Raw genomic sequence first — 15,753 nt, 5'->3', positions numbered from 1 at the left:
CACCAGCCTCGGCTACAACGTCACCATCACACCCGTCACCGCAGCCTGACCCACCCGTACTTTCGTATTAGTTGGGTGGGCCGGGGCTACGGGTGGGCCGGGCTACAGGTCTGTGCGGCACGGGGCGGTGTGGAGTTTGTAGAGCCCGTTCAGGTCTCCGGCAGCCAAGCCATCCGGGGCACCGATCTCCGGGTACATGAGCTGGATTGGATCCTCTACGTGGTCAAGGCCCACCACGTGGCCAAGTTCGTGTTGAATCACGGCGGAGACGTAATGGGCGCCGCCGGAGACGCCCAGCAGTTCCGTGATTTGCGGGGCGTCCAGGTCCAGGCTTCCCGTCACGTAGCTCTTGGGCCCGGTGCCGAAGCTGTACATGGTGCTGCCGCCGGTGCCGATGACGGATCCAGTCAACGCCGGAGCAGCCTCGGGGGTGGTCCAGGATATCAGCAGGGGTGCCCAACGATCTCCGTAGAGCGCGGGCTGGTACGGCTTGCGCTTCTCGGAGGGTCTTTCCGTGCTCGCGCCGTCGTCAATGAATTTGAGGCCGGTGGCGGCGGAGATCTTGGCGATGGCATCGGCGATGAGCCCCTCGGATCCGGCTGGGGCGAGGGCCGCGTTGACCACGTAGTGCAAGGGCCGGCACGGAGAGTAACCCACAGGGGTGCCGTCGGCGTTAGTCGCGAGGAACTTATAGGAGTCGCTGGCCACCGCCGGCTTGGCGGGGGAGCCGAGCGGGTGGCCTGCTTCTTCCAGGCCAGGCGGCGGAGTGTCCGGCGCGCGGGCCGCCTTTTGTGTACTCTGCCCGGGAGCCGCGCCCTGCCCGGAGCTGTTTGCCGTGGCCGGGGCGGAGGGAGCCAGGTTCGGAAGCAACCCCGTGATTCCGGGGTCGCCACGGAGGAAACCACTGACAAGCACGGCTACGGCCGCAACGACCGCCACCACCATGAAGTTTCGGAACAGCGCCAATGCGGTACTGGCGCGCTTGGGCGGCGGGCCGCCGTCGTACCCGTAGTTTGAATGCAAGTCTTCCCCCAAGTCCCTGTACCCGCGGCAAGCGGCCCGGCGCTACTAACCGATGGCAGCGCCAAAGACGAGTCCCAGCCCATACGTGGCCGCGGCCGCACCGAGACCGATAGCGAGCTGCCGGAGGCCGCGGGTCAGCGGCGAGGTTCCGGACAACAAGCCGACGACGGCGCCAGTCGACAGAAGCGCGATGCCCACCAGCGTACCGGCCACAGCAAGTGCCGCGAAGCCCGTCATGCCGAAGATGAACGGCAGGATGGGCACGATGGCGCCCGAGGCGAAGAAGCAGAAGCTCGAGATTGCTGCGCCCCAAGCGGAGCCTACGGCCTCGTGCTCATTGACGGTTTCTTCCGCTTCGGGGTGGAGCGAGAGGCTGGGATCGCAGTCGCAACTGTAGAGGCCCATGCGTTCCGCGGCCCGATGTTCGGCAGCTTCGTGGGACATGCCCCGGGCCAGGTACACCAAGACGAGCTCATTGTGTTCGATGTCCAGGGCCGGGGCCGCGGTCAGGGTGGCTTGGGTGGGGCGGGTGGCTTTGAGGAGCTCGAGTTGCGAGCGGACCGAGACGTATTCGCCGGCACCCATGGACAGGGCGCCCGCAAGCAGGCCGGCCACGCCGCTGAACAGGACCACGGTTGCAGGCACGCCGGTGGCGGCCATGCCCATGACGAGGGAAAGGTTGCTGACCAAGCCATCGTTGGCGCCGAATACGGCGGCGCGGAAGGTGCCGGACAACCGGTTTCGGCCGCGCGTCGCCAGGCCGCGGACTACTTCTTCGTGGATCTGTTCGTCAGCCGCCATGGCGCGGGTTGCTGCCGGATCCTTCGCGTACGGCGAGCGGCCCTCAGCCCGTTGGGCGAGGGCCAACACGAACACGGATCCGAAGTTCCGGGCAAGGAAGCCGAGCATTTGGCTACGCGTGGAGGCTGCCTTCGGCATGCCGGCGTGTTCGCCGAGGAGTTTGAGCCAGTGTGCCTCGTGGCGGCCCTCAGCCTCTGCGAGGGCCAAGAGGATTTCGCGTTCCTCGCCGTCGCGGCGCTGCGCCAGTTGGCGGTACACGGCGGCCTCGGCTCGCTCGTCCGCCAGGTACTGGCGCCAGCGCTTGATGTCCGACGACGACGGGGGAGTCTTAGTGGCTGCTGCGTCTTGCGATGGACTGCTTGAGTCGGACGGGCTGCTTGAATCTGACGGGCTGCTTGAATGCGTGGGTTTTGCGTGCGGTTGCACCGGGACTCCTGGGTTGCTGGGGCGGGCTTCATCGCCTCATTGCATGTCCACTTTATCGCCAAATTCCGCGGTTTTTCGGCTGGCAATCCTCACCGGACGTTTTAGGTGCACCTCAAAAACGGGGAGTCGTCCGGCAAGCCTTGACCGCCGCAGGGGGCAGTGCTGGGATGGATGGACAGGGTCCACGAATGGGCGGGGTGGCGTGGTGACCGGCTGCCTCACATGCCTATGCGATGGGCTCAGCGGCACGTCGAACGGAGGTTGCACCATGGACAGCACCGAAACCCACGCCCGCCACCCCGACCGTCCCACGGTCGAGGCCGATCCCGCCTATGACTACAACGAGGACCTGGCGGTGGACGAGGACTGGGAGGAACAACCCGAGGTTCTCGACGACGACGAACGGCCGGTTGCGCTCGATGCCGACGAACACCGTGAAGCCGAAGAGACTGAATAGCCCCGACCCGCTGGACCGACTTGCTGAATCCGGGTAGCTAAAACGCGCTCAGGATGAAGTGCCTCTGCACGCCTGTCCGGTGCCCCGTTGCCGCCACCGTGAGGGTGAGTTTGCGCGTGGCCGGGAACCAGCGGGCGGGCTGGACCGCTTTTGAGAGTGCTTCGGTGATGAGCCGTGGCTCATGATGCCAATGGCGTTCCAACTGTCCGTCCACCACGAACGTGATGGAGCCTTGGGAGAGGTCGACGCCGGGAATCACCCGGACGAACTCGTCCACCCGCCGGGGGCGGGGCAAACGTAGGGTGCCGGACTGGGCGGTGCGGTCGGCGGTGGCGCCGTTTTCGAAAGGCATGGCCTTCTCCTGTGGAGTTGCTCTTGCCCGTTCGGTTGTCTCTGGTCCGAGTCGGGCCGCTTCTTCATCCGAACCACCCGTGAACATGGGGTTGGCGTGTGGCAAGTCGGAGCTTGGCGCCACATCTCTTGAAGCTCTTCCTACTGTACATGCAGGCGCACGGTACAGGCATGGCTACAAACGCAGCGGCGCCGCATCCTCTCGAAGGAGAAGGTGCGGCGCCGCCGTCGTACTTAACTTTGTGAAGCTTAGTGGCTGGCCACCGGGAGGGCGTCCAAGGGGAGTTCCTCCGCGGCCGCTCCGGCAACGCGGCGGTCCCAGGCTTCGCGGACCGCGGGCTCGGTTGGCGGCGTGAGGAGGGAGACCACAACGTAGACCAGCAGCGAGGCGCCCAGGCCCCAGTAGATGGGATCGTTGGCGTAGACGCCGTCTTCGCTGGGGATGATTCCCGTGGCGTAAGCGATCAGCAAGGCCAGGGTCAGGACGGACCCCACGGCCATGGACCACGCTGCGGCGATGCCGGTGCCGCGCTTCCAGACCAGGCCGCCCAGGATGGCGACCAGCAAGCCGCCCACCAGGATGTCGTAGGCGATGGTCAGGGCCACCACGACGTCTTGCGCCGCCATGGAGATCAACACGGCCACGATGCCCAGGCCAAGGACCCAGTAGCGGTTGGCCTTAACGTCGTGCTCTGGGTTTTCGGTGTCATCGGTGTTGATTGCCTTGCCGAACCAGCTGGCCACGAACGGGACCACGTCGGCGCGGGCAACGGTGGCCGCGGCGATGAGGGCTCCGGAAGCGGTGGACATCATGGCCGCGACTGCTGCCGCCATGACGAGGCCGCCGATGCCGATCGGCAGGATGTGGGTGGCTACCTCGGCGTAGACAACGTCCTTGCCAAGGGCCTTCACATCGATATTGGGCAGGGCCACACGGGCGGCCAGGCCGATCAGGGCGCCGGCGACGCCGTACAGAACGCAGTAGATGCCGGCAGTGGCGCCGCCCCAACGGGCCACCTTGGGGGTCTTGGCGGTGAAGACGCGCTGCCAGATGTCCTGGCCGATCAGCAAGCCCAGGGTGTAGACCACGAAGTACGTGATGATGGTCTGCGCCCCGATGCCGTCCAACTGGAAGAAGCTGGCGTCAACACGCGCACGGATGCCGTCGAAGCCGCCCGAAGCGTTGAGGACGAACGGGAGCATGAGGAAGAAGATGCCGATCGTTTTGATGATGAACTGCACCTGGTCGGCGAGGGTGATGGACCACATGCCGCCGATGGTGGAGTAGACCAGGACGATTGCGCCGCCGACGGCGATGGCAAGCCAGCGCTCCCAGCCGAAGAGGACAACGAAGATGGTGGCGTAGGCGCCCGTGGACGTGGCGCACAGCATGAGGGTGTAGGCCAGCATGACGATGCCCGAGGTCTGCGTGGCGCGCTGGCCGTAACGCAGGCTCAGCATCTGGGAAACCGTGTAGATCTTCAGCCGCTGGATGGTGCCGGCGAAAAGCAGGCTTAGAAGGAGCACGCCCGAACCGATCGCGACTACCAGCCACATGCCGGAGATGCCGAACTTGTAGCCGAGGCCGACGCCGCCAACCGTCGATGCTCCGCCGAGGACGACGGCGGCCATGGTGCCGGTGTAGAGCATCGGACCAAGGCGGCGTCCCGCTACCAGGAAGTCGCTGTTGTTCTTGGTGCGCGACTTGCCCCACCAGCCGAAGGCCAGCATGGCGAGCAAATACACCACCACGATCGCAATATTGATGAACGAAGAGTCCACGGTTGGCTCCTGAAAGTGATGCGCAGAGTTCTTGGGGATTCCGACGCCGGTCCGCTGGTTTCCTTGCGGGATGCGGAAGGTCTCTGCGCTGATGATTGGGGAGAGTAGTCTGTGATGTATGCCTCACAAACAACACTTGTTGCCTATGAGGATACGTAGTGATGCGAGTAACGGTCAAGGCGCTGCCCTGCGCAGCGGGCTCGTCGATGCTCCAGAGACCCCGACACGCGGGCGATCCGGCTACTATTGCTGCAATGACAGGGCCGCAAAAACGGCCTGAAAGGTTCGTGAATGAAGGCTCTCCCCGTTGAACCGAGCAACGTCCCCGTTGCCATCGGTTCCAGAATCCGTGCCGCCCGCCAGTCGCAGCGGCTCACCATCGAGCAGGTTGCGGACGCTACCGGCCTGACCAAAGGGTTCCTGAGCCGCGTGGAGCGTGACCTGACATCGCCGTCGGTCGCTTCCCTTGTGACGCTTTGCCAAGTTCTTTCGGTGTCCATCGGGGACCTTTTCGCCGCACCGGAGACTCATCTGACCCGACGCGACGATGGACCGCGGATTTCGCTCGGTGGCCAGGGAATCGTGGAGCGGCTCCTGACCGCCCGATCGGAACGGCGGTTGCAGATCCTGCAGGCCTCCATCGAGCCCCGCGGCAGGGGAGAAGCCGAGCTTTACGCCGTCGATTGCGACGTCGACGTCCTCCATGTAGTCAAGGGCCGCATCAAGTTGATCCTCACCAACGAGGAGTACGAGCTCGAAGAGGGGGACACTTTGTCCTTCCCGGGCCGCGAACCCCACACCTGGGTCAATCCCACGGACGAGCCCGTTGAGGTGCTCTGGATCCTGGTGCCGGCAGCCAGCCGCTGACGCGAGCTCGTGCCGCATGACATGCGGTCCTTACGACACGCGGCGTGTAACACGCCGGAAATCTGGTTGACTTCAGGATTTAACCCTGGGGCCTGCTGTGTTACGTGCCTGAAATGATCCGTGCCGAATGCTGAAACAGGGCGACTGTACCTTCGAGTCAAGGCAACTCGTCAAGGTCGGTATCCCGTGAGGTACCAGGACCTGTTCGTTTTAAAAATGGTCTCGCCGTGCGGGCGCCATGGAGCGCCGTATATGCAGGAAGGCTCCCGAAATGAACCCAGTATTCTTTAGCGTAGGGCTGGACGTAAATCCCCAGACCCTTGATCCCGGCTCCACAGCCTGGATGCTTGCAGCATCCGCCCTCGTCCTTCTCATGACGCCAGGTTTGGCGTTCTTCTACGGCGGCCTTGTCAGGATGAAGTCCGTCCTCAACATCATGATGATGAGCTTTGGCGCCATTGGCGTCGTCGCCGTGGTCTGGGCCCTGTGGGGCTACGGACTCGCGTTCGGCCCGGATACCATGGGCGGCTTCATCGGAGATCCGTTCGCGAACTTCGGCCTCAGTGGGCTCGCCAGCGTCATCGGTGGGAAAGCCCCGGGGCTGCCGGACATGGTCTTCATAGGATTCCAAGCCACTTTCGCCATCATCACGGTCGCACTGATCAGTGGCGCGGTGGCCGAGCGTGTCAGGTTTGGCCCATGGCTGCTGTTTGCCGGCCTCTGGGTCACCATCGTCTACGCGCCCATTGCCCACTGGGTCTGGGGTGGCGGCCTCTTCGGACCCACCGGGATCATCGGCAGCAAGATCTCAGCCCTCGACTTTGCCGGTGGCACCGTAGTCCACATGAACGCGGGCATGGCCGGGCTGATGCTTGCGGTAGTGCTCGGCAAGCGGCTCGGATTCATGAAAGACCCCAACATCAAGCCCCACAACCTCCCCTTCGTGATGCTTGGGGCCGGCTTGCTGTGGTTCGGTTGGTTCGGTTTCAACGCGGGTTCGGAATTGGCCGCTGATGGAATCGCCGCACTTGCCTGGACAAACACCCTCCTGGCCACGAGTGCCGCGCTCCTGGGCTGGCTGCTTGTCGAAAGGCTCCGCGACGGCCACGCGACATCCCTCGGTGCCGCATCCGGCGCCGTCGCGGGCTTGGTGGCAGTCACCCCGGCGTGTGGATTCGTGGATCCCATTGGCGCAATCGTCATCGGTGTCATCGCGGGTGCCGTCTGCGCGCTGGCCATCGGGCTGAAGTTCAAGATCGGCCTGGACGACTCCTTGGACGTCGTTGCCGTTCACTTCGTCGGTGGCCTCTGGGGGACCCTGTCCCTCGGATTCTTCGCCGTACCCTCGGCAAAGACTGAAGGTGGCCTCTTCTACGGCGGCGGCCTGACCCAATTCTGGCCCCAAATATTGACGGCCTTGATGGTCACCGCGTGGACGGCGATCATGACCACGCTCATTGGGCTGGCCATCCACAAGACAGTGGGCATGCGCGTCAAGGAGCACGAAGAACTGGCGGGCATCGACATCACGGAGCACGCGGAAACCGCCTACGAGCTGGCCATGGTTGGCGGATCATTCAATCCCGGAGAACCACAGAACGGCAAAACCCCGCTGAGCTCCAGCGGTGACCAAGAAGCTAGCTCTAACGGGAAAACAGATCGGATGCGCAGCAAGGCTTCGACGTGAAACTTGTCACGGCCATAGTGCGGCCGGAGCGGATCGACGAGGTTCGGGAAGCCTTGGAACGCTTTGGAGTCAACGGGCTGACCGTGAGCCAAGCGAACGGTTACGGCCAACAACGGGGCTACAAAGAGGTGTACCGGGGCGCGGAGTACAACTCCGATCTCCTTCCGAAGATCCGGGTGGAGGTCCTGGCCACGGACGATCTGGTAGACGGAATAGTGGACGCCATCATCTCCGGCGCTAGTACTGGCCAGTTCGGTGACGGCAAGATCTGGACCATCGAGGTATATCAGGCTGTACGCGTCCGGACCGGGGAGCGTGGCGCCTCGGCGATCAGTTAGGACGCTCAGCTAGAAAGACTGTGTTGGTGCCGCTCCGCGGGGAGCGGCACCAACACTGCCATGTTCAGCCCAGTTCAGCCCACGTGCACCCATGGCCTGCGCGTGATGTCCGGTTCGGCTTCGCGGAGCACTTCGCGGGTGACCGGCGCGATCTCGCCCACGCCGAAGAAGAGGAACTTGCTCAGGTTGGCGATCGGATTGCCTTCGGTCCAACGGAAATAGATATGCGGCATGAGTCCCGTGACGTCGCGGATGTGGAGGAGCACTGCGGCCAGCGTGTTGGGCACGTTGTTGCTGTGGATCTCCAGGATCTTGAAGCCGTGCCGGCGCTTGCCTTCCACGAGGAGTTCCTGCTCGAAGTCGGAGCTGTCATCCACGATGATCTCGATGAAGATCGCGTCGCTGTCTACCGGCAAGTGGTTGGCTTGCTGGGCATGCTGCAGCTTCAACTGGTACCGGTCGGCGCTCAGCCGCTTGGGCTCGTGCGCGATGATCCGGATGGGGCCTTCCACGTTGGAGGCCGTGAACTCAAGTGCCGTCTGGTCCATCTTGATGTGCGTAGCCCGCAGTTCGAAGGACCGGCGTACCCGCGACGCGAAGCTCACCAGGACAATGCCAAGGATGAACAGGGCCGCGATCCTGATGCCGTCAGGGCGTTCCACCACGTTGGCCACCGTGGTGTAGGTGAAGACGACGGCCACCACACCGAAAGCGATGGTCTTGCCTTTCTGCTTTTTCCTGCGGGCGGACAGGGTGACAGCGATCGAGGCCGAGGTCATGAGGACTAGCACGCCGGTGGCATAGGCGCCACCTTGGGCATCCACGTTTGCCTCGAAGACCAGCGTGACGATGAAGGCAATAGCCGTGAAGACAAGGACCAGCGGCCGGACGGCTTTGGCCCATGCAGGGGCCATGCCGAAGCGCGGCAAATAGCGCGGCACGAGGTTCAGCAAACCGGCCATCGCGGAGGCACCGGCGAACCACAGGATGGCGATGGTGCTGATGTCATAGACCGTGCCGAAGCCATCGCCCAGGAATTGGTGCGCAAGGAATGCGAGGGCTCGTCCGTCGGCTTTGCCGCCCGGCTGGAATTCAGCGGCCGGAATCAGGAACGTGGTGATGAAGCTCGAGGCCACCAGGAAGGCACTCATGATGAGTGCCGCCGTCGTGAGCAGTTTGTGGGTGCCGCGGATGCGTCCCGCGGGATTTTCTTCCGTGTCGCTGGGGCTGCCCTTGATCTGTGGCATGACCGCGACGCCGGTCTCGAATCCTGAGAGGCCCAGGGCAAGTTTCGGGAAGACCAGGAGCGCGATGCCCACCATGATCAACGGGTTGCCGTGCTGTTGGTTCAGTGCGGCCCACCAGTCGGTCACCACATGTGCCTCGGTCACCACGTGCACCAAGCCGACCGCGACGACGACGGCGTTCAGCACCAAATAGATGCCCACTAGCACGACGGCGACGTTGATGGCCTCCTTGAAACCCCTGAGGAAAACCACGCCAAGGCCGGCGATGAGCGCCAGGGTGATGGTGATTTCCTGCCCGTGGAGCCATTCCGGGGCAAAGGGGTTTTCGATGGCGTGGGCGCTCGCGTCTGCGGCGGACAAGGTTATCGTGATCATGAAGTCCGTGGCTGCGAAACCCAGCAACGCGAGCACAAAGAGTTTGCCGCCCCAGCGGGGGAGGAGGCGCTCAAGCATCGCAATGGAACCTTCGCCGCGGTGGCTTTCGGAAGCAACCCTGCGATAGACGGGCAAGGCACCGAGCAGGGTGACGGCGACCAGGACGATCGTGGCCAGCGGAGAGACGATACCGGCCGCGAGTGCCGCAATGGCGGGCTGGTAGCCGAGGGTGGAGAAGTAGTCGACGCCGGTGAGGCACATGACTTTCCACCAGGACTGGGGCGTATGGTCCTGGTCCGGTTTGCCGTGTGGACCTTGGCGCTTTCCCGACGTCTCAGGGATTCCGTCGAGCAGCCATCGTTTGAATTGCCCCTGTTTGATGTCGCCCGCGGGTTTGCGCCGGTCGGAGGGTTCGGCAGGCGGCCTGGTCAGCGTTGTCACATGGTCCTTTCGCGCAGCCTGGAAGCTGCTCCAGATGGAGCGTACGGGCGCATCCGGGAGGGGATGCCCGTTTTTATGGAATCTTTACGCCTCCCGTGACGTGGGTCACTTCGCCAGGGACGCATTTCAAGGATTTGGCGTGTGAGCGGCATCACGTAGCATATAGAACGTCCTATGTTGGATGTGACCAAAATACGAAAGGGCTACGCATGAATAACCCGCTATTCAGTGACAGGGTCAGGAGGCGGCCGGGATGGAGCCAGGGAAGACTTGCCGTCTCCGTGGCAGCCACCGCAGTTCTCATGACGTCAACCGTTTTGCCCGCCTATGCCGCGTTGGATCCGTTCCCGAGTCCCAACGTTCCCTCCAACCCTCCGGGAAACTACGCCGAGCAGGTCCTCGCTTCCAACGGTGACAACACCATCGACCCCGTCCTGGGCAAGTACTACCGGATCGTCGCGCTCGCGGATTTGGGCGACGGAGTCCTTCTGGCTTCCTACGACGGCCGGCCCGATGGCGGCGATTCTCCCTCTGCCAACTCCATCGTCCAGCGGCGCAGCACCGACGGAGGAAAGACATGGGGCAGTCCCACCTTCATCGCGCGGGGCCAGTTGGGTTCAGCGGGCGTGCAGAAATACGGTTTCAGTGACCCCAGCTACGTCGTGGACAAAGCCAGCGGGACGGTGTTCAACTTCCACGTCTACTCCAAGAACCAGGGGTTCGCGGGCAGCGTGCTCGGCAATGACGATTCCGACGCCAACGTGATCAGCTCGCAAGTGTCCGTCTCCACCGACCGCGGACTCACCTGGTCCACGGATCCCGGCAACCAGCCGACCCTGCCCGTCCCGTCCAGCTATCCGGCGGGTTCGGCCTACACCGGGTTTGCGGGGCCGCTGATCACCGGTACGGTCAAGCCAAACGGCAGCACCATCAACGGCGTTCCCAATGTTGGCGGCGTGGTCAGCATGTTCGCCTCGTCCGGCGAGGGCATTCAACTCAAGTACGGGGCGCACGCGGGCAGGCTCATCCAGCAGTTTGCCGGAACCGTTGTCCAGCAAGATGGAAGCCGCCAGATCCAGGCCTACAGCGTCTACTCGGATGACCACGGCAGGAGCTGGAACATGGGTACGCCTACGGGAACAGGTATGGATGAGAACAAGACGGTAGAACTCTCCGACGGTCGCGTCATGTTGAACTCGAGGGACAGTACCGGCGCCAATCCGCACTTCCGCAAGGTGGCGTATTCCACCGACGGCGGTGTCACGTACAGCACGCCGGTTGCGGAGACCCAGCTCCCGGACCCGCGGAACAACGGATCCATCACGAGGATGTTTCCGGATGCGGCTGCGGGATCGGCTGATGCCAAGAAGCTGCTGTTCTCCAACTCGCCCACTCCCACTGCGGGCGGTGCGCGCGTGGACGGCACTATCCGCTACTCTGCCGACGACGGCAAGACGTGGGGTTCCTCGCGCGTTTTCAAGCCTGGAAGCATGTCCTACTCCACCCTGAGCGCCCTTTCGGACGGTAGTTTCGGCGTCCTATACGAAGGTGACAACAACACCATCACCTTCGGGAAATTCGACACGGCCTGGCTTAGCCCGGTTGCCGCCGTCGTTGTCCCCGGCGCCGCCACTGTCACGAACGGTGGCAGCGCGCAGCTCAGTGTGACCGTCACGAATAACGACAGCTCGCCGCTTCCCGCGTCGACCGTCAGCCTCGATGCCTTGCAGGATTGGACGTCGACGACGGCGGATCTCGCCTCCCTCGATCCGGGCGCCTCGGCGACTGTCCAGCTGACTGTCACGGCGCCGTCGTACGCTAAGGCAGGTCCGGTACCCCTGACCGCCAGGTTGAACGTCGGCGGGTCATCGATTACCGCACCCGTGTCTGTGACTGTTGCAGGTGGTTCCGCCAGCAACGTGGTGGGCGCCTACATTTTCGGCGCCCGCAATGACGCCGGAAGGGACCTGACAACCCACCCGTACACCGCGGGCAACACGGTGCCCTACAAGTTCCGGGTGTACAGCACCGGCAACGTCACGGAATCCGTTGTCCCGCAGTCCGGCAACTTCCAGCCGTTCCTGCCGCCAGGTTCGGGCAACTGCCGGTTCAGCGCGCTTGGCGTGTGGGGCAATTACCTCTGCGGCACGCCGCAGCACACCGTGACCGCGGACGAGGTGGCGCAAGGATTCTTCGTCCCCAGCACCGTCTGGCAAGTAACGGGCAGTGGGGCTGCCACCCAGAACTACACCGTCACGGGTGATGAGGTGGACCTGTTGGTCCGCAATCCCCAGTTGAACGGATCGGTAGTGTCCACCTTCAACGATGTTGACGGGGACGGGTTTGCCGGTCCGGGCGATACGGTGACTTTCGCCTACGCGGTGAGCAACGCCGGCAATGTGGCATTGACGGATCTTTCGGCTACTGCCATTGGATTGTCCAAGCCGACCCTGGCCGTGGGTGAGTCGGCCACGCTCACATCCACCTACACGCTGACCGACGCCGACGTCGCGGCCCAGCAGCTTCCGGCAATGACGGTCCCGGTCAGCGCGAGCAACGGCGCCAAGGTTGCGTCCCTTGAGTTGACCAGCCAAGTGGTCGCGCTGAAAGTCAAGCCTGCAAAGCCCGGTTCCGAGCCCGCGTTGGCTTCCCAGGAGTTGATCGGCGCGAATCCGCCGCTGGACTTGGGGCTCGGAACGGAGAAATACCGCAGCGGGCAGACCGTGACGGTCCACAACGTGGAGTACGGCCAGTGGTACTACGTCTACCTGAACAAGCGCAGCTACCGCCTGGGCTGGTTCTTCCCGACGCAGCAAAACACCCTTTCCTTCGTGCTGCCCAACGACGTGAAGAACGGAATGGACAGCCTCGTCGTGCTGGACTCGGAAGGGCACCAAGTGTCATTCGGAGACTTCCAAGTGACGCCCTTCGGGAGCAAATAGGCCGGTAGGGGACATGAGGTGACAAGCTGGGCCGGGCGCTGTGGGAGCCCGGCCCAGTCTTGTTTCGAGGGATTCGCTTGTTTTTTGCTGGCGTAAACAAGTGATGCATATAAGGCAACTTTGAGTGTATGATGGGTGTCACAATCACTATCCCGTCTCACCTATTCACAAAGGAGCGCCGCATTTTGGAAGAGCTTCGTATTGAGGCCAACGGCAACCTTGGCCCTATTGATTCGGCCCGAATCCCGCGCTATGCCGGTGCTGCCACCTATGCCCGTTTGCCTCGCCTTGACCAGGTTTCCAAGGCCGATGTCACGGTGGTCGGTGTCCCCTTCGACTCCGGTGTTTCCTACCGCCCCGGCGCCCGCTTCGGTGCCAACCACGTGCGTGAGGCCAGCCGTTTGCTGCGCCCGTACAACCCGGCCTGGGACGTCAGCCCCTTTGAGAACATCCAGGTTGCCGATGCCGGCGATATGGCTGTGAACCCGTTCAACATCAACGAGGCCATCGAGACCATCCAGCAGAACGCACTGGATCTGACCGCCAACGGAAGCAAGCTCGTCACGCTCGGTGGCGACCACACCATCGCCCTGCCGCTGCTCCGCGCCGCCGCCGAACGCGCCGGCGAGCCCGTCGCCATGCTGCACTTCGACGCCCACCTGGACACCTGGGACACCTACTTCGGCGCCGAGTACACGCACGGCACCCCGTTCCGCCGCGCCGTCGAAGAAGGCATCCTCGATACCGAGGCCATCAGCCACGTTGGTACCCGCGGCCCGCTTTACGGCAAGAAGGACCTCGACGACGATCACCGCTTCGGCTTCGGCATCGTCACCTCGGCGGACGTCTACTACCAGGGCGTCCTCGAGACCGTGGCCAAGATCCGTGCCCGCATCGGCAACCGCCCGCTGTACATTTCCGTGGACATCGACGTCCTGGATCCGGCCCACGCGCCGGGTACCGGCACGCCCGAAGCCGGCGGCATCACCAGCCGCGAGCTCCTCGAAATCATCCGTGGCTTCCGCGGTACGAACCTCGTTGGCGCAGACATCGTTGAGGTCGCCCCGGCCTATGACCACGCTGAAATCACGGGCGTCGCGGCCAGCCACGTTGCCTACGAGCTCGTCACCCTCATGGCGGACAACGCCGTCGAAGGCAACCGCCACGGCGCCCCGAACGGGTACGCCGCACAGGCCCTCGGCCAGGAATCCCGGCGCCCGGCCGGTTTCGCCGCGGCGGTCACGAAGTGACGGACCAGCGCAACGGCGGGGACCTCGTCGTCGAGACCCTTGAGGCACTCGGCGCCAAGACGGTCTTCGGGATCCCTGGCCAGCACGCCCTGGGTTTGTTCGACGCCATGGGCCGCGGCAATCTGCACTTCGTGTCCTCCCGTGTGGAGAACAACTCCGCCTTCGCGGCGGACGGGTATTCCCGTGCCACGGGCGAGGTCGGGGTGCTGTTCCTGTCCACCGGTCCGGGTGCTTTGACGTCCCTGGCCGGCCTGCAGGAAGCGTATGCGAGCGGCGTGCCGATGGTGGTCGTGGCGAGCCAGATTCCCTTGGAGGGCCTGGGGGCGCGCCGAAAGGGCATGCTGCACCAGCTCGATGACCAGAAGGCCTCGGCCGCGAACGTCACCAAGAGCCAGCGCCTCATCCAGCACGCCTCCGGGATTCCCTCGGCCATCCAGGATGCCTGGACCGAGGCCATTTCCTCCCCGCAGGGGCCGGTGTGGATCGAGATTCCGCAAAACGTGCTCCTGGACCCCATCATGGTCCCGCCGGTGGAGGACGCCCTCGCCGAAGCGGCTGACAACCCGCCGCGCGTGGAGCTGATCCGCGAAGCCGTCAAATGGCTCTCGACCGCGGAGCGTCCGGCGATCATCGCTGGCGGCGGCACGCGCCGCGGCCAGGCTGAGAAGTCGCTCCTGTCGATCGCCGAGAAACTCCGTGCCCCGGTGATTTGCACGCCCGGCGGCAACGGGGCGTTCCCCTGGACCCACGAGCTGTCCCTGCAGTCCTGGATCGAAGACCGCCACATGACCGATGTCCTCGAGGATGCCGATGTACTGATCGTCATCGGTTCCTCCCTGGGTGAGGTGACGTCCAACTACTTCACCTTCGAGCCGCGCGGGCGCATCATCCAGATCGACGCCGAACCCCGGGTCCTGGAGTCCAACCGGCCCGGCCTGGGCATCCGCGCCGACGCCGGCCAGGCCCTTGCTGCCCTGGATGCTGCCTTGGACGAGGCGCTGCCTGCGACGGCGGCGGCACCGGACTGGCACGGCGCCACGCCCGAGGACCTCGTCAAGGAGTCCCTGGCCAAGGTCAAAGCACGCCTTGAAGCGCAGGACCTCGGCAAGGAACTGAAGTTCATGGCCGACATCCGCGAAGCCGTTCCGGCGGACATGCAGACCTTCTGGGACATGACGATCTCCGCCTACTGGGGATGGAGCTGCTGGGATTCCCGCGAGGGCCAGTTCCACTCGGCCCAGGGGGCCGGCGGCCTCGGCTACGGCTTCCCGGCGGCCATCGGCGGCGCCGTGGGACTGGAAACCGTGGGCAAGCCGGGCCGCGTGCTGGCAGTTTCGGGCGATGGATCCTCCATGTATTCGATCTCGGAGCTCGCCACCGCCAAGCAGCACAACATCCCGGTCACGTGGCTGATCGTGGACGACGGCGGCTACGGCATCCTGCGCGAATACATGGTGGGCGCTTTCGGCAAGGCCACGGCTACCGAGCTTGCCCGTCCGGACTTCGTCAAGCTGGCGGAGGCCTTCGGCGTCCCGGCCCGCAGAGTGGCCCCGGGCGACGTCGGGGACGCGCTCCGGGAAGGATTCGCCGCGGACGGCCCCAACGTCGTCGTGGTTGAAACCCTCCTGAAGATGTTCGGCCCCACCCACTTGGGCGACTGACACTCTAGACGCTTCACGCCCCAGCACCTCAAACCCCGGCGCGAGCTGGCAGCAGATGCCCTCAAATTTCGATTTTGAGGGCATTACCTGCCAGCTCGCGCTTGG

The 15,753-nt window shown here is 64.1% G+C and carries 12 protein-coding genes and 1 riboswitch; of the genes, 7 read left to right on the top strand and 5 right to left on the bottom strand.

Features of this window, described 5'->3' with window-relative positions; translation table 11 throughout:
• Positions 1-102: 102 nt before the first annotated feature.
• Both NFJ07_RS24330 and NFJ07_RS24325 read right to left on the bottom strand, forming a co-directional pair.
• Positions 103-1,023, bottom strand: a complete 921-nt coding sequence (locus NFJ07_RS24330) for a matrixin family metalloprotease (protein WP_442865393.1) — start codon at positions 1,021-1,023, stop codon at positions 103-105.
• Positions 1,024-1,068: 45 nt separating this feature from the next.
• Positions 1,069-2,250: a VIT1/CCC1 transporter family protein gene (locus NFJ07_RS24325; protein WP_269998550.1), complete on the bottom strand. Its 1,182-nt coding sequence runs from the start codon at positions 2,248-2,250 to the stop codon at positions 1,069-1,071.
• A 268-nt stretch (positions 2,251-2,518) separates the two neighbouring features.
• On the opposite strand from NFJ07_RS24325, the gene NFJ07_RS24320 reads away from it, so the two are divergent.
• Positions 2,519-2,707, top strand: coding sequence for a hypothetical protein (locus NFJ07_RS24320; RefSeq protein ID WP_269998549.1), 189 nt, complete (start codon positions 2,519-2,521; stop codon positions 2,705-2,707).
• Positions 2,708-2,744: 37 nt separating this feature from the next.
• Here the strand turns inward: NFJ07_RS24320 and NFJ07_RS24315 are convergent, their stop codons facing one another.
• Together NFJ07_RS24315 and NFJ07_RS24310 are read right to left on the bottom strand one after the other, a co-directional pair.
• On the bottom strand, positions 2,745-3,059 hold the full coding sequence (locus NFJ07_RS24315) for a hypothetical protein (RefSeq protein WP_269998548.1): 315 nt from the start codon (positions 3,057-3,059) through the stop codon (positions 2,745-2,747).
• 14 nt (positions 3,060-3,073) lie between these two features.
• A riboswitch (SAM riboswitch) is annotated at positions 3,074-3,193 on the bottom strand.
• A gap of 114 nt (positions 3,194-3,307) precedes the next feature.
• The gene (locus tag NFJ07_RS24310; protein WP_269998547.1) at positions 3,308-4,840 is read right to left on the bottom strand and encodes a sodium:solute symporter; all 1,533 of its coding nucleotides are present in this window, start codon (positions 4,838-4,840) and stop codon (positions 3,308-3,310) included.
• A 291-nt stretch (positions 4,841-5,131) separates the two neighbouring features.
• On the opposite strand from NFJ07_RS24310, the gene NFJ07_RS24305 reads away from it, so the two are divergent.
• From NFJ07_RS24305 to NFJ07_RS24295, 3 genes are all read left to right on the top strand, one after another.
• Complete coding sequence (locus NFJ07_RS24305; protein ID WP_059388136.1) at positions 5,132-5,707, top strand: helix-turn-helix domain-containing protein; 576 nt, start codon at positions 5,132-5,134, stop codon at positions 5,705-5,707.
• 271 nt (positions 5,708-5,978) lie between these two features.
• Entirely contained in the window at positions 5,979-7,394 is a 1,416-nt protein-coding gene (locus NFJ07_RS24300) for an ammonium transporter (protein ID WP_269998545.1), read from the top strand.
• Positions 7,391-7,732, top strand: coding sequence for a P-II family nitrogen regulator (locus tag NFJ07_RS24295; RefSeq protein ID WP_269998543.1), 342 nt, complete (start codon positions 7,391-7,393; stop codon positions 7,730-7,732). Before NFJ07_RS24300 ends, NFJ07_RS24295 begins: the two co-directional genes overlap by 4 nt.
• 74 nt (positions 7,733-7,806) lie before the next feature.
• Here the strand turns inward: NFJ07_RS24295 and NFJ07_RS24290 are convergent, their stop codons facing one another.
• Positions 7,807-9,795, bottom strand: a complete 1,989-nt coding sequence (locus NFJ07_RS24290) for an amino acid transporter (protein ID WP_269998541.1) — start codon at positions 9,793-9,795, stop codon at positions 7,807-7,809.
• Positions 9,796-10,076: 281 nt separating this feature from the next.
• On the opposite strand from NFJ07_RS24290, the gene NFJ07_RS24285 reads away from it, so the two are divergent.
• From NFJ07_RS24285 to NFJ07_RS24275, 3 genes are all read left to right on the top strand, one after another.
• Entirely contained in the window at positions 10,077-12,737 is a 2,661-nt protein-coding gene (locus NFJ07_RS24285) for an exo-alpha-sialidase (protein WP_269998539.1), read from the top strand.
• 185 nt (positions 12,738-12,922) lie between these two features.
• Positions 12,923-13,987 carry an agmatinase gene (speB, locus tag NFJ07_RS24280; RefSeq protein ID WP_269998537.1) on the top strand — a complete coding sequence of 355 codons (1,065 nt, stop codon included), beginning with the start codon at positions 12,923-12,925 and terminating at the stop codon, positions 13,985-13,987.
• The gene (locus NFJ07_RS24275) at positions 13,984-15,648 is read left to right on the top strand and encodes a thiamine pyrophosphate-binding protein (RefSeq protein ID WP_269998535.1); all 1,665 of its coding nucleotides are present in this window, start codon (positions 13,984-13,986) and stop codon (positions 15,646-15,648) included. Before speB ends, NFJ07_RS24275 begins: the two co-directional genes overlap by 4 nt.
• Positions 15,649-15,753 lie beyond the last annotated feature (105 nt).

Origin of the sequence: Arthrobacter sp. B2a2-09 (assembly GCF_027587375.1) — a bacterium.
Taxonomy (GTDB): Bacteria; Actinomycetota; Actinomycetes; order Actinomycetales; family Micrococcaceae; genus Arthrobacter.
Note: the sequence above shows the minus strand (reverse complement) of the source record. Positions and strands in the feature narration are given on the sequence as shown.

Coding starts and splice junctions, on each gene's coding strand:
- NFJ07_RS24320 (WP_269998549.1), top strand. CDS start 2,519: ATGGACAGCACCGAAACCCACGCCCGCCACCCCGACCGTCCCACGGTC.
- NFJ07_RS24315 (WP_269998548.1), bottom strand. CDS start 3,059: ATGCCTTTCGAAAACGGCGCCACCGCCGACCGCACCGCCCAGTCCGGC.
- NFJ07_RS24305 (WP_059388136.1), top strand. CDS start 5,132: ATGAAGGCTCTCCCCGTTGAACCGAGCAACGTCCCCGTTGCCATCGGT.
- NFJ07_RS24300 (WP_269998545.1), top strand. CDS start 5,979: ATGAACCCAGTATTCTTTAGCGTAGGGCTGGACGTAAATCCCCAGACC.